The 24,582-nt window shown below is 33.9% G+C and carries 19 protein-coding genes; 3 read left to right on the top strand and 16 right to left on the bottom strand.

Annotated features, from left to right (window positions below):
- The first annotated feature begins 771 nt into the window (after positions 1 to 771).
- Together VB248_RS19155 and VB248_RS19160 are read left to right on the top strand one after the other, a co-directional pair.
- Complete coding sequence (locus tag VB248_RS19155; RefSeq protein WP_323298437.1) at positions 772 to 4,938, top strand: M12 family metallo-peptidase; 4,167 nt, start codon at positions 772 to 774, stop codon at positions 4,936 to 4,938.
- A gap of 190 nt (positions 4,939 to 5,128) precedes the next feature.
- Complete coding sequence (locus VB248_RS19160) at positions 5,129 to 9,307, top strand: M12 family metallo-peptidase (RefSeq protein ID WP_323298438.1); 4,179 nt, start codon at positions 5,129 to 5,131, stop codon at positions 9,305 to 9,307.
- Between the two features lie 162 nt (positions 9,308 to 9,469).
- Here the strand turns inward: VB248_RS19160 and VB248_RS19165 are convergent, their stop codons facing one another.
- From VB248_RS19165 to VB248_RS19200, 8 genes are all read right to left on the bottom strand, one after another.
- Positions 9,470 to 10,150, bottom strand: a complete 681-nt coding sequence (locus VB248_RS19165; RefSeq protein ID WP_323298439.1) for a DUF1349 domain-containing protein — start codon at positions 10,148 to 10,150, stop codon at positions 9,470 to 9,472.
- Positions 10,151 to 10,389: 239 nt separating this feature from the next.
- Positions 10,390 to 10,893: a GNAT family N-acetyltransferase gene (locus VB248_RS19170; protein WP_323298440.1), complete on the bottom strand. Its 504-nt coding sequence runs from the start codon at positions 10,891 to 10,893 to the stop codon at positions 10,390 to 10,392.
- A gap of 246 nt (positions 10,894 to 11,139) precedes the next feature.
- A complete protein-coding gene (locus tag VB248_RS19175) occupies positions 11,140 to 11,454 on the bottom strand; it encodes a hypothetical protein (RefSeq protein WP_323298441.1) in 315 nt (104 codons plus the stop codon).
- A 318-nt stretch (positions 11,455 to 11,772) separates the two neighbouring features.
- Positions 11,773 to 12,504, bottom strand: a complete 732-nt coding sequence (locus VB248_RS19180) for a hypothetical protein (protein ID WP_323298442.1) — start codon at positions 12,502 to 12,504, stop codon at positions 11,773 to 11,775.
- 848 nt (positions 12,505 to 13,352) lie between these two features.
- Entirely contained in the window at positions 13,353 to 13,826 is a 474-nt protein-coding gene (locus VB248_RS19185; RefSeq protein WP_323298443.1) for a hypothetical protein, read from the bottom strand.
- Between the two features lie 227 nt (positions 13,827 to 14,053).
- Positions 14,054 to 14,554: a Spy/CpxP family protein refolding chaperone gene (locus VB248_RS19190; protein WP_323298444.1), complete on the bottom strand. Its 501-nt coding sequence runs from the start codon at positions 14,552 to 14,554 to the stop codon at positions 14,054 to 14,056.
- Between the two features lie 2 nt (positions 14,555 to 14,556).
- Positions 14,557 to 14,859: a hypothetical protein gene (locus VB248_RS19195; RefSeq protein ID WP_323298445.1), complete on the bottom strand. Its 303-nt coding sequence runs from the start codon at positions 14,857 to 14,859 to the stop codon at positions 14,557 to 14,559.
- Complete coding sequence (locus VB248_RS19200; RefSeq protein WP_323298446.1) at positions 14,846 to 15,418, bottom strand: RNA polymerase sigma factor; 573 nt, start codon at positions 15,416 to 15,418, stop codon at positions 14,846 to 14,848. Before VB248_RS19200 ends, VB248_RS19195 begins: the two co-directional genes overlap by 14 nt.
- Positions 15,419 to 15,713: 295 nt before the next feature.
- Between VB248_RS19200 and VB248_RS19205 the strand changes: the two genes are divergently transcribed.
- Positions 15,714 to 16,235: a transposase gene (locus VB248_RS19205; RefSeq protein WP_323298447.1), complete on the top strand. Its 522-nt coding sequence runs from the start codon at positions 15,714 to 15,716 to the stop codon at positions 16,233 to 16,235.
- 348 nt (positions 16,236 to 16,583) lie between these two features.
- On the opposite strand, the gene VB248_RS19210 is transcribed toward VB248_RS19205, so the two are convergent.
- The 8 genes from VB248_RS19210 to VB248_RS19245 form a co-directional block, all read right to left on the bottom strand.
- Entirely contained in the window at positions 16,584 to 17,423 is an 840-nt protein-coding gene (locus VB248_RS19210) for a hypothetical protein (RefSeq protein ID WP_323298448.1), read from the bottom strand.
- Between the two features lie 139 nt (positions 17,424 to 17,562).
- Positions 17,563 to 18,012 carry an SUMF1/EgtB/PvdO family nonheme iron enzyme gene (locus VB248_RS19215; protein WP_323298449.1) on the bottom strand — a complete coding sequence of 150 codons (450 nt, stop codon included), beginning with the start codon at positions 18,010 to 18,012 and terminating at the stop codon, positions 17,563 to 17,565.
- A gap of 79 nt (positions 18,013 to 18,091) precedes the next feature.
- The gene (locus tag VB248_RS19220; protein WP_323298450.1) at positions 18,092 to 19,621 is read right to left on the bottom strand and encodes a cryptochrome/photolyase family protein; all 1,530 of its coding nucleotides are present in this window, start codon (positions 19,619 to 19,621) and stop codon (positions 18,092 to 18,094) included.
- Between the two features lie 116 nt (positions 19,622 to 19,737).
- Positions 19,738 to 20,292 carry a cupin domain-containing protein gene (locus tag VB248_RS19225; protein WP_323298451.1) on the bottom strand — a complete coding sequence of 185 codons (555 nt, stop codon included), beginning with the start codon at positions 20,290 to 20,292 and terminating at the stop codon, positions 19,738 to 19,740.
- A gap of 73 nt (positions 20,293 to 20,365) precedes the next feature.
- Complete coding sequence (locus VB248_RS19230) at positions 20,366 to 21,199, bottom strand: helix-turn-helix domain-containing protein (protein ID WP_323298452.1); 834 nt, start codon at positions 21,197 to 21,199, stop codon at positions 20,366 to 20,368.
- A 213-nt stretch (positions 21,200 to 21,412) separates the two neighbouring features.
- Positions 21,413 to 22,171: a hypothetical protein gene (locus VB248_RS19235; RefSeq protein WP_323298453.1), complete on the bottom strand. Its 759-nt coding sequence runs from the start codon at positions 22,169 to 22,171 to the stop codon at positions 21,413 to 21,415.
- A gap of 43 nt (positions 22,172 to 22,214) precedes the next feature.
- Positions 22,215 to 22,751 carry a hypothetical protein gene (locus VB248_RS19240; protein WP_323298454.1) on the bottom strand — a complete coding sequence of 179 codons (537 nt, stop codon included), beginning with the start codon at positions 22,749 to 22,751 and terminating at the stop codon, positions 22,215 to 22,217.
- 214 nt (positions 22,752 to 22,965) lie between these two features.
- Positions 22,966 to 24,573 carry a family 16 glycosylhydrolase gene (locus VB248_RS19245; RefSeq protein WP_323298455.1) on the bottom strand — a complete coding sequence of 536 codons (1,608 nt, stop codon included), beginning with the start codon at positions 24,571 to 24,573 and terminating at the stop codon, positions 22,966 to 22,968.
- Between the last annotated feature and the right edge of the window lie 9 nt (positions 24,574 to 24,582).

Below are 24,582 nucleotides of genomic sequence, written 5' to 3' on the forward strand. Positions count from 1 at the left end.
ACAAAACCAATCCAGAACTGGGGAATTATTATCAACCAATTTTACCTTATTTTTGACCAAAGAATCAAAAACAATTGAAATTCAAAAAACAACTTACACAAAATATGGGATAGTGTCATTATTTTTGTTAAGCCTTCTCTATTACAAATAACACTATCTTTCTAATAAACAATAGGTTACATTTATATGAAAACAAATAATTGAAAGAGTCAATTCAAGTAATTATGACTTGACTCTTTTTTCTCATCCAAACCCTTATCGTAAACCTTCAATACTTCCTTGTTAGTTCACATCACAATTTTGCTGACTTACAGAGCTTCTCTTCAAGATTGCAAAAATATTTTGTAAGCTTAAAAAACTTCTTTGTAAGCTTACAGAGCCATTTTGTTGACTCAATTTTTTCAGATTAAGCTTACAAAAATATTTTGCATCCTTACAAAATTCCTTTGCAAGGATGCAATAAAATCATGTAAACTTACAATACTTTTTTGTTTGTTTACAATACTTCATTGTTGTGTTACAATGAAACATTGTAATACTACAAGAACACCTTAGAAACCTCATTTGAGGGCAGATTAAATTATCCAAGTTAAAGTAATATCAATAAATCCTTCCTTTTATTGATAATGAAATGAGCTTAAACTGAGACAAACAGCCATTGACAAAAAACCTTGCTTTTGTCTTTATCATTAAAGCTCAATATTTTGTAAATACATCTCAAGCTTGTAATATTGTAGCCATTTAAGACTTAAACTCTGAATCAATTTCCTTATGAGAATTTCTACATTCTTAGTAGCCTTCTTTTTGATTTGCCAGAACCTATTGGCACAAACTCAAAACCCAACTTTTAGTTGTGGTGTAAATGATAGTGTGTTACCAGACAGCATTATCAAAGCCATGCAAATGACTCCTTTTTGGCTACAACAAAAACAAGCCAGAAAATCTGCTGAGGAATTTTATGTTTGTAGAATTGCGGTTGAAATAGATTCGGATACTTATGAAACCTTTGGCAGAGATAGCAACTTTGTTAAACATGAAGTAATAAAAATGATTGAAAAAATCTCTAAAGTTTATGAAGCAGAGATTCAAACACAATTGGTTGTTACTTTAATTAATATTAGAAAAGACCCAAAAACAGACCCATATAGGGGTGAAAGTAATATTTACAATCTACTATCCACCTTAAAAAAAATTAAAATCAATAGTCCATACAAAGAGACAAGCTTTGATAAAGTTGTTTATTTATTTACCAAGTCTGTAGGTGGTGGAGCTGGAGGAGTAGCTTCTTTCACAGGTCATTGTATTGCTCCTTTAAGTACAGCCTATACAATAGCCCATGAAATTGGACATACTTTCGGTTCACCGCATACGCATAATTGTAATTGGCCGGGTGGTATGCTTGATTATTGTGCAGCAGATGAGGCTGGTTGTAATAAACCTTTTGCAATGGCTCGTAGCAAAGGCTCAATTATGAGTTATTGTTTTCAAGGATTTACTTTTCATCCACTTTGTCAGGCTTTAATGAATGAACACGCTAAGAACAAATTGCCTAAAATGGCTGATATTAGTAATACGCCACCAGTACTCTCAAGCACAGAAGATAACAAAGCGTACATGGTGTTCAATCCGGTAGTTTTTGCTGAAAGTTATCAATATGAAATTTCACAGTCGGCAGATTTTACCAAAATTCTTGTTTCAGATACTACTTCTCTTCCTGAAATATATTATAATAATTTCAAGAAGAACAATATTTATTATATCAGAGTAAAAGCAAAAAATAGACTGGGAGATTCGCCTTGGTCTAATATTGTTACCTTCAACATTCCCAATAATATATTAAATACTCCTGTACTGCTTACTCCTAAAAATAATTTTTTGAGCATTTCACGAGATAAAGATATTTCCCTTTCTGTTGAGCCAGTAGCAGAAGCAAAAAATTATGAAATAAGTCTTTCAACTTATCCTGAAGCTGATTGGTATGTAAATAAAACTAAAGTTTTTCCTGCAACCCAAAGTATTTTTTCGATAAATGCCAATAAAGACAATTTACAAAGTTGGATTTTTTCGTGGAAAGTAAGAGCTGTAAACGATAGTACAACAAGTAGATGGTCAGAAGCCAGAAGGGTTAATATTTTAGATAGTGAATATAATGTAGTCTTTCCTTTTGCAAACATTAATAATATGCCTCTCAACTTTCCTTTCACTTACTCGACTATTGGTTTGAGTTACGATACGAAGGTGACTGTGTCAAAAAATCAAGATTTAAGTAATCCTGTTTTTGAAAAAATCTTTGAAAAAAACATAAATGATGCTGTTAAAAAAACAGTATTCTTAGAAAGCCTTTCTCTTGATACTCAATATTACGTTAAAATAGAAACGCTTTATCCGAATGTTGATAATTTGAATGAATTACCCGAAGGTGTTGCTAAAAGTACAATAAGAACATTCAGAACAGGCAGTGACCCAGCTTTAAAGCAATTAAAAGTTTACAGCAATCTTCCGAATTTAGGAAGTTTTTCCTTTTCCACCATTCAGCCATCAAGCACTTATATTTTTGGCTATTCTGATGCTGGATTTATCAAAATCAACACTGATAGTATCAAAGCTGAACTATTTACACACCAAAAAACAAATGGAATAATGGGTGATTTTATAGAAAAAATGGATGTAGATTCTTCTGGAAATGTTCATGCTATATTCAGATTAGCCAAGTATGGTGAAGGTAGGCAAATAGCTTATGCCGATAGGACATTTGATCCAAAATCCATGAAATTGCTTTCTTCAAACGAATTTGTCCTTAATAATACTATTAGGTATATTGGTAATTTTAATGCCAACAATAATTTAATAAGCGATAATAGTAAAATAGGAAGAATTGTAAATGGAAAAGTAGAAGCTTTTTCTATGGCTGACGGCAAGAATAATTCTGGGGTATTCATAGCAAATGGTTCAAACATTTGGTTTTATTATCTCAATAATGAAACTAAAAGATATGAAATACAAGTGTATAATTTTAAAACACAAACAACAAAACTGCTGCCTACCGACGAAGACTTTACTCAGAAAATTATTTTTTATAAAATAGATAATCAAGGAAATTTGTGGGCATCGCATAGAGAAGGGATTAGCAAGTTTGATGGAAATAATTGGACAACCTATTCTTTAGAAAATCCTTGGTCTGGATATATTTCAAATTTTAACTTTGACTCACAGAATAATCTCTATGCCATTAATAGAGAATACTTTACTGGAGTAAATAAATTATTTAGATTAAAAAACAATGCCTTACAAGAGTTAATAAAACTACCCACTCTTTATTCTCATCAATTCATTATTGATAATTTAGGGAAAATATGGATAAATCATACTGATATATTACTCCGTTTTGACCCATGCAAGGAAATATCGAAACCATTAATAAGCAGTAGGACAAAAAATATTCAATATGGAGAAACGACGAGTTTAGAGGCAAAAGGATGTAGCAATGTTGTTTGGAACTGGAAAAATGCAGAAGAACAAGTACTCAATAAACTGATTACTGGAAATACTCAGCTAAAGGTTTCGCCCAAAAGTAGTACTACTTATTATGCGAGTTGCTATGACGACGGATGTGCCAGTCCCGAAGCATCTTATGACCTACGTGTAATTCCTAATCTTTATGTGAATAAAATAAATAAAACGGCAGTATGTTTGAACGATTCCCTTAGCATTAATCCATTAATTCAAGGTGGTAGCGACAGCGATACATACTCAGCCACATTGACTTCATCTGTCTCGAAAAATATTTATCCTTTCAATTTGACTAATCAGAACAAGACTTTTATTTTCAAACCAACTGCTACCATGCCTTCTGGAAATTATTGGTTAAAATTAAAAAATACAAGCTTCGGAATTGTATCTAAAGATTCCATTGAAATTACCCTAAATACCCTACCCAAAGTTGAAATCACAGGACCCAATAATATTTGTGAAACTCAGTATATAGACCTAAAAGCAACAGCTATCGCTGAGAATGAAATCGTTGAATATCAATGGGAAATTGGAGGAAAATCAATCAAAGGTAGTAATTTCAGTTCTATGGGTGTTGGTGATGCAGGTATTTATACAGCAAAGGCGATAGATAAAAATCAATGTTCTGGTACTTCAAAACCATTTGTGGTAAGTATCAGTAAAACACCAATGGTAAAAATAGAAGCTCCTAAAAGTATTTGTACAGGGCAAAAAGCCATCCTAAAAGCTATTGTTAGTGAAGGAACTTCACCCTATCAATACGAATGGGGAGGAAATAATTTACCAGCCAACACCAAAGAAAGTACTATAACGATTGCGATGGGAGGTCTTTATAATGTTACCATCATAGACTCCACAGGTTGTAAAAGTATGATGAATTTCATACAAATTAATCAATACGAATATCCTGTTATAAAATTAAGTAAAGAAGGCTCAACCGACTTATTACCTAATGCAGAAGTAATTTTTACCGTTGCCAAAGATACTGTACTCAGAAATTATCAATGGAACAAAGACAATAAAGCCATTGAAGGGGCAAATAGTAATGTATATAAAGCCACACAAGCGGGTGTTTACACGGTTTCGGTAAGTAATATCAATAATCTTGAATGTACAACGGTTTCAGATGCCATCGTGGTTAATCTGGTTACAAGTAATGAACCTAAAAGTATTGTAGATAATTTGGCTGTGAAGGTATTCCCTAACCCTAATGATGGCAACTTTACCGTTGAATTTACTTCAACTGACAATAAAGCGACCGAACTCACTATCTATGATTTATTTGGGAAAGTAATTGTGAAGAAAAGCATCAAAGTAATAGGCAAACATTCAGAAGTATTCAATCTTTCTGAACAAGCAAGCGGAGAATATTTCTTGATGATTCAGAAAGAATCGTTTAAGGAAACTTTAAAGCTGAGGAAAAAGTAAAATAAGCTTAAAATAATCTACCAATAGAATCTCTACGTTCTTGCTACTAACCTTTGGAATTGGGTTAGTAGTAGGAACTATTAGGCTTTAAAATTATTATAAATGTCTTCTTCATAAAATTGTCATTCATCTTATCAAAGGTTAATTTAGTATCAAAAAAAATACATCCCCAAAATCATAAAACACTCCTATGAAAAAACTTCTCCTTTTAGTTTTACTTGGACTAACCCAAATCAGTTTTGCACAAAAACAGTCCGTCAATTGCGGTGTAAACGAAAGCGTTTTACCCGAAAGCACTATCAAAGCAATGCAAATGGCACCTACTTGGCTTAAACAACAACAAGCACGAAAATCTGCCGATGGATTGTATGTTTGCCGAATTGCAGTAGATATAGATTCGGAGACGTACTTACATTTTGAAAAAGATACCAGTTATATCAAACAAGAGATATACAGAATGGTAGAGAGAGTTTCTAAAATATACGAAACTGAGATTAATACCCAATTGGTTGTTACTTATATTAATATTCATAAAGATACCAATACCGACCCTTACAAAGGAATGGAAAACATTTTTGGTCTCCTTGAGATATTAAATCAACAAACTAATGAAGGTTCTTTAAAAAATATAAGCTTTGATAAAGCTATATATCTTCCTACCAAACAAATTTATGGTGCAGATGGTGTGGCTGCTGAAAAAATTAATGTCTCTCCTTGGGGTAAGACCTATACATTAGCACATGAGTTGGGGCATAACTTCGGTTCACCACATACCCAAAATTGTAATTGGCCCGGAGGAGTCATTGACTATTGTTATCCTTCTGAGGGTAATTGTTATACAGGTGCATTGGAATTAGTGAAAGGTACAATTATGAGTTATTGTGGACTTAAACCCACTTTTCATCCACTTTGTAGAGCATTAATGCAGCACTATGCTGAAAATAATTTAACCAAGATTGAATCTTTATCGTCTATTAAGCTTGTTCAAAGCATTAAAACTGTTGATAATTATTTCACTTTTGCTCCTATTATTTCAGCGGAAAGCTATCTTTATGAGATTTCTGAGTCCAGTAATTTTTCAAACATCATTACTTCTGGTACATCTGATATTAATAGCATTGCTCTTCAAAAAAGACAAAAAGGAACAACTTATTATATCAGAGTTAAAGCTGTAAATAGACTCGGAACATCTGGATGGTCAAATACCGTGGCTTTCTCAATTCAAAATAGTACGCTGGCTTCTCCTTTGATTAAAAGCCCAAAAAATAATGCTTCTTTTGCAAATACTGACCCCAATTTCCGTGTTGATTTTGAACCCGTAGAAGGTGCAACAAGCTATGAAATTAGTGTAACAAGTCATGATAATATGAGTTGGGGACGCGACTATTTTACAATAACTACCAGAGTATTTTCAACATCAGATAATTATTTTTTAATTGACCATAATATTTTTGATACTGAAAGAAAATCTATTTTTTGGAAAGTAAGGGCAGTCAATAATAATACAAAAAGTACTTGGTCGGAAGGAAGGAGAGTATTTTTGACTGACTATCCAACTCAATTGGCGTTTTTCTATAGGGGCTATACATTGCCTACATCATTTCCTTTAAATTTTTACACCTTAGACAATAACTATCAATTTAAACTTACTGTTTCTGAAAATGAGGATTACAGCAATCCTGTTTTAGAAAAAATCAAAAATCCATCGGATGAATACTTTGCTTTTGAAACAATAAATATTGACAAATTATCCCCTAATAAAATATACTACTTAAAATTTGAAACGATTAATCCTGAATATGACAAATTAAATGACATTCCAGCTGGATTGATGAGTACAACGATAACGAATATCAGAACTGATCCTGAACAAGCTAAAACTCTATGGAAATTTATTAATGAAGAAAATATCCCAAACTTTGGTAAAGATTATTCTACATTACATTTTTCGGGGAATGATCTTTATAGAACAAGTGAAAAAGGCATAGTAAAAGTAAATATTAATGATTTTTCTACTAAGGTTTATAATCGTGAAAATACAAATGGAAAAATCGGAAACGTATTTATGGGTACGGGATTGGATTCGTTGGGCAATTTTTGGGCAATCAATAGAATTGCAAAGAATATTAATTATATAGGTGGGTTTCCTGCTGATATCTACACCCTAAACAATTTTGAAAAAGGGACAATGAAACTATTATCATCTCAGGAATTTGAAGCTGGTCAGGATTTTTTCGGTCCTTCTTTATTTGATCCAATCAACCAGTTTGTAGGTGATGGACTTCGTGTAGCTAAAGTTGAAAATAACACTGCAAAAGTTTTCTATACCTTTGAAATTAACGGTAAAGCTACTGGTTACACATACATGATAGCAGATAAGTCTTTTATATGGTTTAAAGCCTTTGATGGCGAAAATAATAGGCTAATTATAAAACGCTACAATATCAAAACAAAAGAAGTTGTACAGTTTGATAATACCACAAATCAAGAAATTCCATCATCTCCTTTTGGTGGAATAAAATTAGACAAAAAAGGCAACTTCTGGATTTATACTGAAAGTGAATTAGTGAAGTATGATGGAAAACAATGGATAAAATATACCCAAAATGATTTTCCTTTTGGATATATAGAGAATATAAGTTTTGATAAAAATAATATCCCCTATGTAAACTCAAGCTTCGAAGGTGCAGGTAAATTAATTAGATTAAAGAACAATATTTGGGAACTGGTAACTTTATATCCATCTCATTCTTCAAATGATATGCAAATAGATGATTTAGGTAGAATCTGGTTTATTAACCCCGGTGGTGTAATGCTTGTTGACCCATGTGCTTTGGTTACCAAACCTGAGCTTTTAAGCAACAGTGGTACTATCATAGACTATGGCAAAACGCTTAGTCTTGAGGCTAAAGGTTGCAGCAATGTAGTTTGGAATTGGAAAAATACTGAAGAACAAATTACTAATAAATTGATTTCAGGAAATAATAAATTAGAAGTTTCGCCTAAAAGCAATACTACCTATATCGCACGCTGTTATGATAATGGTTGTACTGGTGAAGAGACAACATTAACAATGTCGGTTCGACCAAATTTATTCACTAATAAAGTAGAGACAAACGAAATTTGTTTGGGCGATACCATCAAAATATCACCTAAAATTGTAGGCTCACTTGATGCTAATGTTCAATTAAATGCCACATTATCTTCGTCACAGGCTAAGTATAGCTTTGTAACTACCAAGAAAGGGACATCTATTTCTTTTGCACCAAGTAATAATTTACCAAGTGGAAAATATTGGTTAAAAATAAGTGTCAATTCTCTTCAAGCTATTTCTAAAGACTCCATAGAAATAACGATTTCTAATTTGTACACAAGTAATATTTCAGGAATAAATAATTTTTGTACTGGACAATCTACTTCAATTTCTGTCAATAATACCGATGCTACCAGTTTTCAATGGTTTGAGGGAATAAAGGCAATTGGCAGTAATTCTAAAACCTTATTGGTCAATAAAGCTGGACTATATTCAGTAGTATTAAAGAATGATAAAGGTTGTACTGCTACGTTAACGCCTTACAGTATTACTGAAAATTCATTACCAATAATCAACATCTCAGGCGATAAAAGCTTGTGTGAAGGTAGTTCTAAAATACTAAGTACCGCTGTTAAAGGTGGGCAAGCTCCTTATACTTACGAATGGGAAAAAGATGGCACAGCCATAGCTGATAAAACAAATAGCATTACCGTTTTGAAAGGAGGAGCTTATTCTGTTATTACTAAAGATGCCAAAGGATGTGTAGATACTTCGGGGATTCATTTAATCTCGGAAATCAAACTACCCAAAGTAACCATTTCCAAAAGTGGCTCAACCGACTTATTACCTAATGCAGAAGTGATTTTTACCGTTGCCAAAGATACTATCCTCAGAAATTATCAATGGAATAAAGACAATAAAGCCATTGAAGGGGCAAATAGTAATGTGTATAAAGCCACACAAGCGGGTGTTTACACGGTTTCGGTGAGTAATGTTAATAATCTTGAATGCACAACGGTTTCAGATGCCATCGTGGTCAATCTGGTTACAAGTAATGAACCTAAGAGTATTGTAGATAATTGGGCTGTGAAGGTATTCCCTAATCCTAATGATGGAAACTTTACCGTTGAATTTACTTCAACTGACAATAAAGCAACCGAACTCACTATCTATGATTTATTTGGGAAAGTAATTGTCAAGAAAAGTATCAAAGTAATAGGCAAACATTCAGAAGTATTCAATCTTTCTGAACAAGCAAGCGGAGAATATTTCTTGATGATTCAGAAAGAAAATTTCACTAAAACAATAAAGTTATATCAAACAAAAACCCCTTAAAAAGGGCTGAGATTTTGATTTTGTAGTGATACCATAAAGTAAATCGCCCATTATATTTTAAGTCAATATAATGGGCGATTTCACATTTTAGCGAACTTACCAAGAGCCGAGAATTTACAAATAATAAGTAACAATCTTAATCTTTCAAAAAAAATCAATACGCTATTCTCCAAGATAAGGGTCTTTTATTTTCTTTTTGGCATAACTGATATGCTCAAATTTCACCTTACACATTTTACCGGTGGGCGACTGAGCCAAAAAGCCTACTTGTAGATTTTTGGTAGTATCAAATTGAAAATGTCTAACTAAAAACCATTTTTTACCATTCAATGAGTAGTAGAGTGTGATTACGTTGCCAGCTTTTGCTACTTTGTAAAATACTTTATTACTGTTGATTTCAACAGAATTACAGTCATCAGAAATATTTTTGGTAACTACGCTCACGACTCTTCTTGCTCCTGTATAATCTCGTTCAAAGCAAAATTTCACCCAGTTACGACTGTCTTGTTTCAAAACAATTGCTCCTCCATCCCATTTATTAGCAAAACTATGTTCAATAGAAGCAATAAGGACAAAATCTGGGTCGGCACTAAAAAGTAATTTAGGGGCATTATCTGTATTATAGGTAACGTTGGGGTCTCTGAACATATCCGTTTTTTCACCCGCAACAATCGTCAGTCCAGATTTATCCATAAAAAATTCTTTGGGCTTATTTTCCCATTTCAATAAATGCGGAATCGACTCAATTTTTATATCACCATTTTGTTGTCCGAAACTATGTTCTACAAGCGTCAGCAAAAGTGAGCCAACTGAAAATACAATGAATAATACTCTGTGTAACATTGAAAATAAATGATTTTGGTTGTTTAATTGAAACATTGACGATGTTTTAACTTTCAATTTTCTCTATTGCAAGCTACTTAATTCTTAATTACAATACTCTCTCTTTATCCAGAAAAATACTTTTACCTTTTAATTAAGTAATCGTGCAAAATTAAATTGGACTTTAAAATAAATACTATAACAATCTAAAATTCAGTATTTTAATTCACAACTCGACACTCGCAATTCAGCACTCATACTTAAGCTATTCGCTTACCTAAAATTTTTAGTCCACATTCTTGTCCATCAAGTAAAGCTATGTTAGGTAAATTTGCCCACTCTTCAAACCCGAAATATTTGAAGAGTTTCAAGCTCGGTTCATTATGTGAAAAAATAAAACCAAGGATAGTCTTTACTCCAAAATTGGGTGCTTCGTCCAAAGAGTATTGAAGAATTTGCTTTCCCAATCCTTTTCCTCTTTGCGTTGGGTCTAAGTAAATACTTATTTCTACGGTAGCATCATAGGCAGGACGACCATAGAATGATTGAAAACTTACCCAGCCAATGATATTTTTTGCGGTATCTTCTATTACCCAAAGCGGGCGATTGGTAGCATTGTGTTCATCAAACCATTTTTGTCTGCTTTCCACCGAAACTACTTCGGTATCGGCTGTGACCATCCTTGAAGCAACCGTAGAATTATAAATAGCAACAATTACTGCTAAGTCCGATTGATTGGCTATTCTAAATATCAAATCTGCCATAAACTATAATATATAATAATGTTAAAATGCCCAAAAACATGTCAGTTTTTGGGCAAATAAGGTTTATCAACATGAATATTCAAATTTATTAAAATAATAGCCAATTATAAAAAAGTATAAGCGGAGGATAAACCAATCACCCCTACTTGTCGTAGTGTTTCACTAAGCAGTATGTTTTGAGATTTTAATAAGTCTGATTAAATTACAGACTGACGTGTGATTGGCTACTTTTCCATTTTTTTTCTCTCAGCCCGGTATAGTGGGTACTTCAATTTTAAGATTTCCTGTTCCTTTTGCAAAGGTAATATTCAAATAGAGCTTTCTTTCCTTTGTAGAAGTTGAATTCATATACTCAGCTTGCTCAAGACCTATTACTTTACTCAATTCTTTATACAATTTGTCAATTTTTAATTCTTCAATTTCAATTGCCATACTTAAAGAAATATCTGAAAAAAGATGGAAGTCAACAATGTCTCCGTATTTCGAAACTGTATTCTGAATTTTATTAATGGCAATATGTCTTTCATCATCACTAAATCCTGCCCAAAAGATATTCTTCATTATGTTAATCGTAATTTATTATTTGCTAATGGTCTTTTATGCTTAATACTAAATACAAGTATATTTTAGATTAGCCAATGGTATTATACACCTCAAAACGTATTTGAGCGTTATGCTCTTTATTGTTTTTGGGTCTTAGGAGAACCTAAGAGCAGTTGATTTGTTCCTAAAGCTAAATTGTCAGTGGAGACACTGACAACGGCAATAACACAAATGCCCAATTTATTATTAAAGTTCATCAGAAGCACAAAGCTTCAAGTTTGCACATCTGCCCGCATGACGCAAAACCCATGTTATGCCTCGTTATTTTTTCTATCGTCATTGAATTTTCAGTCTTAAATAATAGAAGTCACTTGGATTGGGTTGCCCCCTTTTATTCATATACTTGTCAACAGCAGCAACTTTTAAGATTATAGAATTGTCCGTTTCCCAAACAAAGTCCTCTGGTACCCAAATTTGCTGGTCAAGTTCAATATGCTTTGATAAAGAAATCGGTTCTACTTGATTATTTGGGTTTCTGTCAATACGCCAAACTTGAATGCCATTTGGAACTCCTTCAAGTCCATAAGTCATAGATAAATTGGCTATAAACTTGTCTGTCGGTGAAATTGTTGGCGAACTCCAAGTTACCGTTTGTCTTCCTGTTCTTTTGTCTATAAGATAATATTCAGAGTGTTCCCAAAAACTGCCACCAACAATATAAAACCCTATTTTTTCAAATTGTCCAACGTAATTATATTCCCTAACTTCAGAGTCATCTGTGTTTAACAAAGTGTCTCTAAATGTTACAAATGGCTTCCACTTTTCGTCAACTGGTAATTTGATTTCTCTGTTTACTTTTCTAAAAGTTGTCGTGTCGTATAGCGTTTTATCTACGAATGACCTTTTTGCTTTATTAAAGTCGTCTGCCGTTGCTTTTGTAATGGAAAAAGTCTGCAAACTGTCACTATATGTTGTATTGCTTTCAGTCAAATTACTATCAGCAGATTGCGAATTTTGTCCGCAAGTAACAAGTAAAAAGGTCAATATGATTGTTAGTTGTCGTGTCATTTTATAATGAGGCGTAACGAGTGTATAACCGCCATAATCCGATGTCTGTAAATACCTTATGACGGTTATATAGCATGTATCAGAACCCGTTTAGTGTTTATAATATTTAATTTTATTGCATTAAAACTAAATATTTATTTATAAAAATCAAATTTACATAAATGACTATTTATTTAGTCAAAACCTTATTTATGATGTGCATATACATTTTTATCGTCTTTAAATTATGGTATATTCTAAAAGACTTTGTCTTAAAAACTTAATAATCAAAGGTTTGTCTATTACTGGTCTTAATAGCTTTAATAGTTGCCAGAAAACACCCTCTTTAACTAATTGATATTGCCCTCTAATATTTGTATTTTGGGGTCTTTGTCAAGCTTTTTAATTAAGCTGACTTTATTTAATTTTCTTATAATTGTTTAGATTTTGTGTAGAAATAATCTTTTGCAATACCTTAAAACCAATTAACGAACTCTAATACTTTTCAAATTCTCTATAAGACCACTTTGAATAAACTATAATATTTTCTTACTATTCTATAAGACCGCTTTAGGTAAACTTTAATGCCTTCTTACTATTCTATAAGACCGCTTTGAGTAAACTATAATGCCTTCTTACCATTCTATAAGACCACTTTGAGTAAACTATAATGCTTTTTTACCATTTTATAAGACCGCTTTGGGTAAACTTTAATGCTTTTTTACTATTCTATAAGACCATTTTGGATAAACTATAAAACAATTATTTTGCTCTTTAGGTCTATTTAGAATGGTCTTGAACTATATAAAATGAGCTATCAAACAATTGCTTTGTTTGATAGCTCGGTCTTTGTTAAGTCTCTAATTCAATCAAGGTTTAGGCTTTTTCCCTCTTGGTTTTGATTGTCCAGCATAAAATTGTGCTATTCTCTTTAATACTTCCGTTACCGAACCATCCATTTTTTCAGCGGCTTTCAACAATCTATATACATCATCTGCCGCTTTCATGGCGTCTCCACTGGCAGCTTCCATAGTATCATCTACTCTATTTAATAAATCAGCAAGTTTAATTCTGATTGTCCATAGTTGATTAATTAAATCAACATCTTTTACAAATTCAGGGGTATCAAATTCGAGTGTAAGCTTAGTTGGATACTGTTTTGCCGATTCCAAACAACAGTTTACGTAATCGATACTCTTAGGCCCCATTTTTCGTTTGGGTCTTTCAGCGTCAGACAGGCTAATCAAAAAAGGCATTTTGCTTTTTACTTCATCAAGTAAAGCGAGGGCTGCGGTTTTATCTGCTTCAGGCAAAACGGCAGAAATTTTGTTTGAATTACTCATGTTACTGTAGATTTATGAATTTAAAATAGATTATAATAAGCTTTTCTAAAATAGGTAGCCTTGTATTATTGGTGTTGATAATCAGTTGCTTACTAAATACTTAGCTAATACAAACATATAAAAAAATGTGATAATTTCTAATTATTTTGCTTTCATTTCAAAAAATTAGAAATTATCACATCTGTATATGCTTACTAAAGCTTAAAAAAGGATAATACAAAATCATTTTAAAACCGTGGTGGCGGTGGTGGTGCTTGTGGGTCTCCGCCTATGCCTTGTAGTGGTCTTGGAGGATGATTTTGTGGTGACATTCTTTCTAATACTTGGTCAATCAATTTATCTAACAATACTTTTTGTTCGGCTGTACAAATGCTATTGCGTACTTTTCTAAAATGATTGAGTGTTACCATTTCTTTTTCTATCGCCAATTTAGCCAATTGTTCAGTCAAAGCTTTTTCCTTTGCTGTGTCGGCAGGTACGGCAATTAACTGAAAAAAAGCTTGTTTAGCCTCTTTAGTTTGCTCGTTAATTTCCTGAATACGCTTCCGATGTTCACCTATCAAAACGTCATATTGTTTACTTTGCTCTGCTGTAAACTTTAAGTTTTGTTCTACGAACTTTGTTAGTTCTTGTCCGCCCGAATGCGGTGGTTTACCAAACCAGACAATTCCTAATAAAACGATATTCATCACTGCCAGAATACCGATAATCCATCCATATTTTTTCATGCTTAATATACATTTTGTGTAGGCATAATACCCACAGATACGCCAAATTCTTCCATACTCAAAGTACTTGTTGAATCATCTTTAAAAAACATTTTTGAAATAGTGAAAATATTTAAACCAACAATTAGCATACAGGTAGCCACCTTTGCCCAAGTCCATTGCCAAACTTCGGTAGTTATCGAATTTTCATTTTGTTGGGCTATTCTATTTTTGATTTTAGCAAATAAAAATGGATTAGCTGGTACTTCTCTGAGTCCGTCTAAGCTATCCATTGTTTTTCGGATTTCGTCTTCAATATTTTTCATAATAACTTCTTAATTTCTTTTGTAAATTTTGTTTTGCTCTAAAAATCAATGATTCAACCGATGAAACACTCAGTTCCATTACTTCGGCAATTTCCTGATAACTCAGACCATCCACTTTGTGTAAAGTAAAAGCTACTCTTTGTCGTTCAGGCAATTCTTCCATTTTTTCAAAAAGCAAAGAAGCACGTTCTTTATTTTCTAATAAAACGCCGGGATGTTCAAAAACCGTTGCCGCAGGCGAATGAATTTGTTCTTCCATGCCAAAAATAGAAAGTAAAAAACCAAAACGCTTTTGTCGCTTTTGCTTTCTGAGGAAATCCAAAGATTTATTCACAGCGATTCTATACAAATAAGTACCCACTTTTGCCTCAGCCCTAAATGAGGCAATGGATTGATATATTTCTATAAAAACCTCCTGAGTAATATCTTCGGCTTCTTCGGTATTCCGCAGAAAACCCAGACAAGTATTGAATACTTTGTCTTGATACTTTTCTACTAAATAACGAAAGGCCAACTCATCGGCATTTTTTAACCTTTCAAACAGTTCTGTTTCTTTCATTTAGGGCAATTGAATCATTCGTTCTTTAGATGTTATCGTTGCGAAAAAACTTGCGTTGAAAGTATATTTTTTTTGATAAAGATTAAATCAATTTTGTAAATTCCCAAAAACTATGACTTCAACCCTCATTCCTTCAGCTAATTTTATGAAATATTTTAACTATTTTTTGCCCTCGTTGGAGTTATCTCCAACGAGACGAGCGTCAGCAACAAACCAACCTTCCCCTCGTTAAAATTTTATCCAACGAGACAAGTATCAGCAACAAATCAAATTTTAATACTACAAACTTAATCCTATGAATCATCACTATATACAGTTTTTTACAGCCACAATTTTATGGTGGAAGCCTTTACTCAAACCTGATAAGTATAAGCAAATTATTATTGATAGTTTGAAATTCTTGGTTGAAAATAAGCGAGTAAAAGTATATGGCTTTGTGGTTATGCCAAATCATATTCACATAGTCTGGAAAATCAATGAAAACTATTTATTAAAAGATGTACAACGAGATTTTTTGAAATACACAGCTCAACAAATCAAATTTGATTTAATAAAGAATCATCCTGCTGTTTTATCCCATTTTGAAGTAAATCTAATAGACCGACAATACCAGTTTTGGGAAAGGAATCCATTGAGTATAGACTTATACTCAAGAAAAGTCATTGAACAAAAGCTATCCTATATTCATGCTAATCCATTAAAAGGAAAGTGGCTACTGGCAAGTAGTCCTGATAAGTATTGGTTCTCATCTTATCGTTTCTATGAAATGAATATTGATGATTTTGGATTCTTAACTCATTATCTTGAGGATAGTTAATTGGCGAGTTGCTGACGCACGTCTCGTTGGAGATAACTCCAACGAGGGCGGAAAAGCCAGAGGTATTTTTTGACAAAATTATTTATTTCAATTTGCTACCAATATTTTACCCACGTTGGAGATAACTTTAACGAGGACGGTTAGTTCCGTTAGGAACGGTATATCGGTAGCATAATCTTGTATCCCCCTCTCCAGCCCCATCGGGGCGAAATATGTCGCCCCGATGGGGCTGGGAATAAACAAACAATATTCTTCTGCTACCAAGATTTTGTTCCTAACGGAACTTTTAGCCCTCGTTAGTTTCTCTCTAATATATGAAAAACGCCAACAAGGGCAAAGAGCAGAAATCTACTCAATCCAAGTAGCTCTACTTTCTTTAATAAGCCATTCTTTCCCCTTTTTCTCAAGTGTTGCCTCCCCTCCTTGATAGCCAACTCTAAATTCAACTTTTGCTTTAGTCATGGTATTGTTAAATACTATATTTCCTACACTTGGGTGCGTATCAAGATGCCAATACCCACCCCAATGTCCATGAAGTACCGGGATGAAAGAGCGTATTTTTTCATACCTCTTTTCACTATTACCTTTAGGCATTGAGGGATTCATAAGATTTCTCTCACCAAGTTCAGTAGATTCTGACCCTAAAAAATCGTTCAAAGCTTTATCGTACTCGTCTGTTAAGTACAGAACTTTACTCTTGTCCAAATCAATAGGAGGGCGAAAATTAATTATTGAATCCCGCTTTGCGAAATTCATATCTGTATCCTCTAAACTTTCAGTGATAAGTACAGCGTAGTATATTTTGTTTTGAACTGCTACAAATTTACATTTTGAATTAAGCTCATTTCCCCATTCCCAATCTCCTAACTTCAGTAAATCAAGTGGTTTATAAAGGGCTTTATAAACATTGAATACATTATTGATTGTATCATTTTGGAAAATAAAATCTAAAGAGTTTGGCTCAATTTCTTTGTTCCAATCACTAAAAAACTGGTCAAATCCATCAGATAAAGAATCTTCATCAGATGATTTTAGTCTGTCTGTAAGCTGTTTAGCTGTATAAATTGGTGTATAATTGTCATCAACTATTGTGTTAGAGATGGTATAGTCTTTGACATTAGGCTTTCCACAGGCAATAATACTAACAATAAGTGCTAAGGCTAAAAAGTGTTTCGTAGTTATTTTCATGGTAGTTCTTATTTATGAAATTGTGTTTAAGCTAAACAATTATTATGTTTTTGCAAAATACTTATTAATAAAAAAGCGGTCAAAAACTTAAATTTCTGACCGTTTTTTGATGGATTTTTATATCTGAAATATGTATTAATTAGGCTATTTTCTTTATCACTTTGGCACAAATAAAACCTCCTCCTTGAAAAGGTTTACTGGCTGATAACTTTTCAAATTCTTTTTCAGTAGGAAGACGGTACTCAATGGATTGTTTTGCTAAAGCATTCGCCGCTTTCATGGCTTTGTAGCTATTGGGTTTTGAGTGATTTTGTAAATAAGTACTCACAACACTACGCCATTCACAATAAGCCTGTGCTTGCTGAAAACTAACCCCATAAACTGCTTTCTCAGCATCAGAGGTTTTTACAGCTTTCCAATTATCGGGAAGTAATGAAATTTTGTGCTGCTGTACAAATGTGGGGTCGTTTTGTGTGAATTGAAGAAATTCCGACCAATTTTTGTTTGAAACAGGTTTACTGTCGAAAATAACTTGTGCATTCGACACAAAGGAGACAAACATGGCAAGGGCAAAGAGTGTGTATTTCATAGAGCTATTATGTTTAAAATTTACTCATTTATCAACGTTCGTTTTGCCTCCGTATTGCCATAGTTTTTCTTCTAATTTTTTATAAATCCTCCAATCGACTCAAATACATTTCAGCTTGTTGTAAAAGTTCCTTTTTTTGTTGTGCTGGCATTTTATCAAGCGTTACGTAAGCCATGCCAATGCGTGGATTTCGTTGAAGTTTACTTCGGTTGCGTTCGTAAAAATGCCAATAAAGTGAATTGAAAGGACAAGCCTTTGCTCCTGTTTTTTGTTTGTTGTCATAAAAACAAGAGCTACAATAATCACTCATTTTATCAATATAATTTGCCGAAGCAGTATAAGGTTTTGAGCCTACAATTCCACCATCGGCATATTGGCTCATGCCACGAGTATTGGTGATTTCTACCCACTCAATCGCATCAATATAAATGCCCAAATACCATTCGTCCACTTCATCGGGATTGATGCCTGCCAGTAAACAAAAATTTCCTATTACCATCAATCGCTGAATGTGATGGGCATAAGCCATATTCAATGATTGCCCAATACAATGTTTGAGACAATTCATTTTTGTTTTGCCTGTCCAGAAAAAAGAAGGTAGTGAGTTTTGATGTTCAAAGAAATTCAACTGTTGAAAAGCTGGCATTTGATGCCAATAAATGCCTCGCATATATTCTCGCCAACCAATAATTTGTCGTACAAAACCTTCAATTTGGGCAATGCTGATGCTGTCTTGGTTTGCTTGCCAATGAGCTACTGCCGTTTCTACAATTTCTAAAGGCGAAAGTAATTTAAGATTCATCGAAAAAGACAAACGGGCATGATATACCGACCAGTATTGCATCGCCATCGCATCTTCGTAAGTGCCAAAATTGGGCAAGCAATGTTCTACAAAAAAATGAAGTAATTGCAAAGATTCACTTCGGGTAACTGGCCAAAAAAAATGTTTGGCATCCACCGAACCAATGGTTTGAATACCTTGCTTTTGTAAAAGTACTTCAATATCCGACACATCTCTATCGAACAAAAGTGGCTCAACAGGACGGTGATTTTTAGGAAGTTTTTTACGATTATCTGCATCATAATTCCATTGTCCCGTAAGCGGTTCTTTGCCATCCATCAAAATACCGTATTTTTTACGCATCATGCGATAAAAACTTTCCATCAGAAAAGTCTTTTTACCTTCGAAAAAATCGGCTAATTCATTTCTACTACTCAAAAAATGTTCGCTGTCATATACTTTGGTCGGAATACCTAAGCTATCAGCAAACTCCTGTAATTGCTTGTCAAGACGATACTCGTCGGGCTGTTGGTATTCAAAACGACTAATGCCGTGCTGGGCAATTAGCCAAGCTAAATTTTGGGTAAGCGATTGGCTATTCTGCTCGTCGTTGAGGGATAAGTACTTTAGCTTAAAACCTTGCTGTTGAAGATTTTCGGCAAAAAGACGCATAGCCGTAAAAAAGCCCAACACCTTTTGTATATGATGCCGAACGTAGTCGGTTTCTTGTCGCATTTCCATCATGACGTACAGTACATCATGTTTTTCCTCTTGAAACCAAGTATGTTTTTCATTGAGTTGGTCGCCCAGAATGAGTCGAAGAACCATATTGTTTTGATTAATATTTTATGATTTTAACTCTGTGCAGGCTGTATTGTTTGGAAATAAAACTCCCATTCAAGCAATTACTTGAATGGGAGTTTATGAGTATCAGCTAAAAACAACTAAAACGACAAAGGCGGGCCTACTACTTTCATATCGTGGTCAGCAAATATTTTTGCTCCTTGTTCGGGCGTTGGTGGGGCGGTCAAACTTCCGAGTACTCTGAAAAAATCTTCCATTTTACCCGATGGCTGAAAAAGAAAAAACATTTTCCCTTTTTCTGATAACTGAGCAAAAGTATGGGGAATGGTTCTTGGTAAAAAGATAGTATCGCCAGTGGTTAAAGTATGTTTATCTTCGCCAACTTGAAAAAGATAAGTACCTTCAACGATAAAAAATATTTCGTCTTGATTGGGGTGAACGTGCAATGGTGGGCCTCCTTTTTCATTGCCTATATATTCAAAAACCGTCAAATCACTATCAGTATCTTTCTGCGAAACCTTGATATTATTTGGGCTTTTGCCTCCTACCAATGTTTTTTCGCCAAATCTACTTTCGCTTGCTTTTACCACAAAACCTTTTTTAGGTCGCTCTGATTTCTGTGCATTTACGGTATTATTTACCAAGAGAGCAGGAATTGCCGTAGCGGTTGTTAATAAAAATTGCTTTCTTTTCATGTTTGTATTGTTTAATGTTACAATACAAATCTCAGCCGAACAGCCCATTTTTTAGTGGTAAAAAAACGACATTTTAATAAGTGTCTGATTCTCCAAACTTTCTTTCAGGCGATGCACTATCAAGTAAGTGAAAACCCGTGGGCGTTTGATTGGTAAACGCTTTGTAGTCTTTTACTAAGTGTTGGTAATCATAGTAGCCACAACGCAAGGCAATAGAAAGCCAGTCTAAGTGAGGCTCTTTATTTTTGATTCTAAAAGCGTTTTCAAAGCGAGCAATTTTACTAAAATAACGGGGTGAAATGCCCATTCGCTCTATAAATTTTCGTTCATACTGGCGTAAACTCAAGCAGGATTCTTTGGCGAGCCATTCTATATTTAACGTTTTTTCTGACTTTAATATCAGATTACTTACTTGGTCTAAACGATGAAAATCTCTGATTCCTTTGTTTACTTGTTTCCATAAAAAAGACTCAACTATTTGAATCATCTGGTTGAATCCAGCGGCATCACTTAGTCTATCGTTTACTTCTTTTAGTGAATTGCCAAAAATGGTTTCGGCATCGACATAACAATTATTAAGTTCTTGAGCAGGAATTCCTGTTAAACGATACAATCCGCCCGGACTGAAAACTACTTGAAAAACTAAAAAGTCTTTTCCCACAAATCTATTGGTTACTTCACTTTGCTGACCAATCAAGACCGTTTTTAAGTTGTTGATTTTAGTACCAGTATTAGCATATTCTACCGTTTCGGTATCTCGTGGATAAAAACTCAAGCAATGCTCTGGCTTAGGCGGATAAGGTTTGTAAGGAATGTTGGTAATATCTTTAAATACAAAATGAACGATTCTATATACACGAACAAAATCGCATAAACTCGGACTTGGAGCAAATTGATAGAGTACCATAGCATTTTTTGTATTATCATAGTTGGGTCTATGAGTAAAAGTACAAAAAAATGGAATTGGTTGAGGAAATATTTACCTGAAAATCAACTACTAATGAATTAGTAAATGCAGTTTACTTGATATTTTTTAGCAATAATTATTTTATTACGTAATATCATTGCATTCTAATCATAATCAACTCATTTTAAAATAGTTAAAAGGATTTTTATTATTTTACTTGTTCATTATTTTTGCTTTTTGGGTTAGAATTAGTTTGTCTTCCTTAAAAATTGAAAACCCTGCTACGGTAGAATATTCTTTACCCATGACTTCTATATAACATTCATAAGTATATTTTCCATTCTTGAATTGATAACTATGATTACCACCACTTCCATCAGGTATAAATTCACCTTTTAGAATTAAAAGGTCTGGTTTATCACTCATTTTGCTCCCTAATTTCCATGAAGCATAGCGATATATACCATCTTTTACTTCGTCTATTCTTATCAGAAATTTTGATGTTTGGAGAATATAAATAGGACTTTTGAAATCTTTGATGGATTCATGAAGTTGTTTTTTGTCTTGATTAATTAACTCTTCCTTAATTTTAGCTTCTGCTTTTGATTGATAATTAATGGCAATCAGTTTCCCTTCATAGCTTAACCATAAATCGCCATTTAATAACATTATACCACGCCAACCCACGGGTGACCAATCCTTTGAAGGATTAGAGTTGAGAATAATTTTCGTTAGATTATCATCAAAAACCTCCTTATACCTACTTATAAACTCCTGTCTGTTTTTGATAGGAGGAATTGGCGTTTCTCTAACTATCGGAAATGAGATTTTAGAAATTAACTTTTCTGTTTTATGATTTTTAATACAATCAATAAAATCGTTTACAACCTTGAGTTCTTCTTTAGTCATATCTTGACCAATAGCAGTAAGAATATTCAAAGTCAGAAAAAATGTAAGTATGACTTGCTTCATTTGAGTTTAAATTGTTTTTAGATATTTGATAATCATCACACACTTAACTTACACTACTATTCCAACTATTTTTTGTAACAACAATACCAAGTACAGCACTTAACAGTCCGCCAATCATACCGCCATTAATTGAGCCACCGACCCAAGCAAATCTCAGCATTTCAGTCTTGTCTGATGGAGCAAGTGGAATGTGAGCCATAAAAAAATCGGGACTTAGTAAGGCAAGAAAAATACCCATAAATCCACCTATTAACCAACAAACGAAAATGACGCATATAATTTTTAAGATTTGCCTTAAAGCAAATCTGTATGAAGCCTCTCCTTTAGTGATAAGCCCAAAACCTGTTGTAAAAATCAAGGAAAAAATCACCCCGTAAATTAGCCCTTCAAACATTCCTTGAGCAATACTTGCTGTCCAAATGTCAGGAAATTTCCAGTGCATAATTGCCTTAAAATAGTAAGGACTTACAATACCATTTATCATATTGGTAATCGCTCCAATCAATCCACCCGACAAAATACAAGTAATAGCAACAAGAAAGATTTTAAAAAAATTAGACTGTTTGGTAGTTGTTTCCATAGTTGATTTAAAGTTTGTGGTAAATCTATTTTCTTGTTTTACTTCTATTTAAGTACTCATTGAAGCATTCTCGCAATATATTGATTCAAATCATGCTATGTCCAATTTCCTAAAAGTAATCATTTATTTCTTAAAAACAGATTACAGTCAAAAGCCCATAAAAAAACAGACAGGTTTATCAAAACCTGTCTGTTTACAAAAACTACCCAAAATACTATTTATAAATCCTGATATAATCTACTTCCATACTCGACGATACAAAGTTGGGGTCTATTGCTCCGCCAAAAGTACCGCCCATGGCCACGTTCAAGATTAAAAAGAAATCTTTATTAAATGGTAAACTACTGGTGTTGGTGAATGTGTAATAAAGTTTGTCATCAACATACATTTTGATTGCCGTTGCCGACCAATCTACTGAGTAAACATGGAATTCTGAAGAAGCATTGCTAATAATGGTTGAACCGCCATCAGCATTTCCGCCTGAATGGTTCGGGTGGTGCATTGTGCCATAAATTTTGTTTGGCTCATTGCCTTTGTGTTCCATAATGTCAATTTCGCCACAAGCAGGCCAGCCCACAGTTTGTATATTACTTCCCAACATCCACAAAGCTGGCCAAGTACCTCCGCCCGTAGGCAATTTGGCACGAATATCTACTCTGCCATAAGTGAATGAGAATTTATTCATCGACAACATTCTGCTCGAAGTATAATTAAAACCGTTGTAGGTTTCTTTTTGTGCCGTAATTTTCAATACACCGTCTTTGACAATTACATTTTCAGGACGATTGGTATAATATTGTTTTTCGGCATTACCCCAACCATTATCTCCATTACCAAGGTCGAAGCCCCAAACGGCTGCGTTTGGCGTTCCATCTTTGTCAAATTCTTCCGACCAAAACAATTTTTTCTCTGTCGTTGGGCCTTCGGCTTGTTTTGGTTTCAATTTCATAAACCAAGCGTTTCCGTCTGCACCGATACTTCTCAAAGTCATACTATTAGCAGAAATCGACAAAATCTCATAAGTATTTCCGCCAGTCGCAAAGTTTACGATACCATTGCCCGGCACTGAAAATTGAATACGAGTAGAATTTTGTGCCGTCGAAGCCGAAGTGGCATTCATAAAAGTAAGATTTTTTGTCCCTGCCGTGCTGATGTCATAACAGCCATCCGCTCCGCTCAAACCGTAATAAGCCATCGCCGCAGCAATGAAAGAAGACTGACCTTTATTATCCACCGTCAGTGTAACGCCATTTCCTGCTTTAGCAAAAGTAATTTCGTCATCATACAAACAAGCTGGACGAGTATTAGGGTCAGCAGCGTACCAAATAGGCGAAAAAGCGTCTGCTGGGCCTACGCCAACATGCCCTAAAGCGTCTTTGTCGTTCACCCAAACTTTTGAAGCATTATTAGTCAATAGCGTAATAAGATCCGTAGGAATTTCAAAAGCTACATACACTTTTACTTTTTTACTAATGGTTGAAACTTCACCGCCCGTACCGATGGCACTTACAGTAATGGTATATTCAGAAGTACCGGGATTGGCATATTTATAAGTAATTGAACCCGTAGGAACAACTTCTGTTTTGCCGTCGCCAAAATCTATTTTATAAGTAAGAGCATTGTTGGCGGTTGTCGTAACTATGACACTACCTGTACCATTTCCGTTTGGATTGTTGGCATCTACGCCAACTACCGATGTTGCTAATGTTAAGTTGGAAGGAGCAACCAATGCCCCAAATGAATATTCTGCCTGTTTGCAAGCACTAATGCCGATAGCGGTTGCAAGAAAGACAAAGAAAAGAGATGTTATATTTTTATACATGATTTCAAA

It is taken from the genome of Arcicella rigui, assembly GCF_034929435.1.
Classification (GTDB): Bacteria; Bacteroidota; Bacteroidia; order Cytophagales; family Spirosomataceae; genus Arcicella; species Arcicella rigui.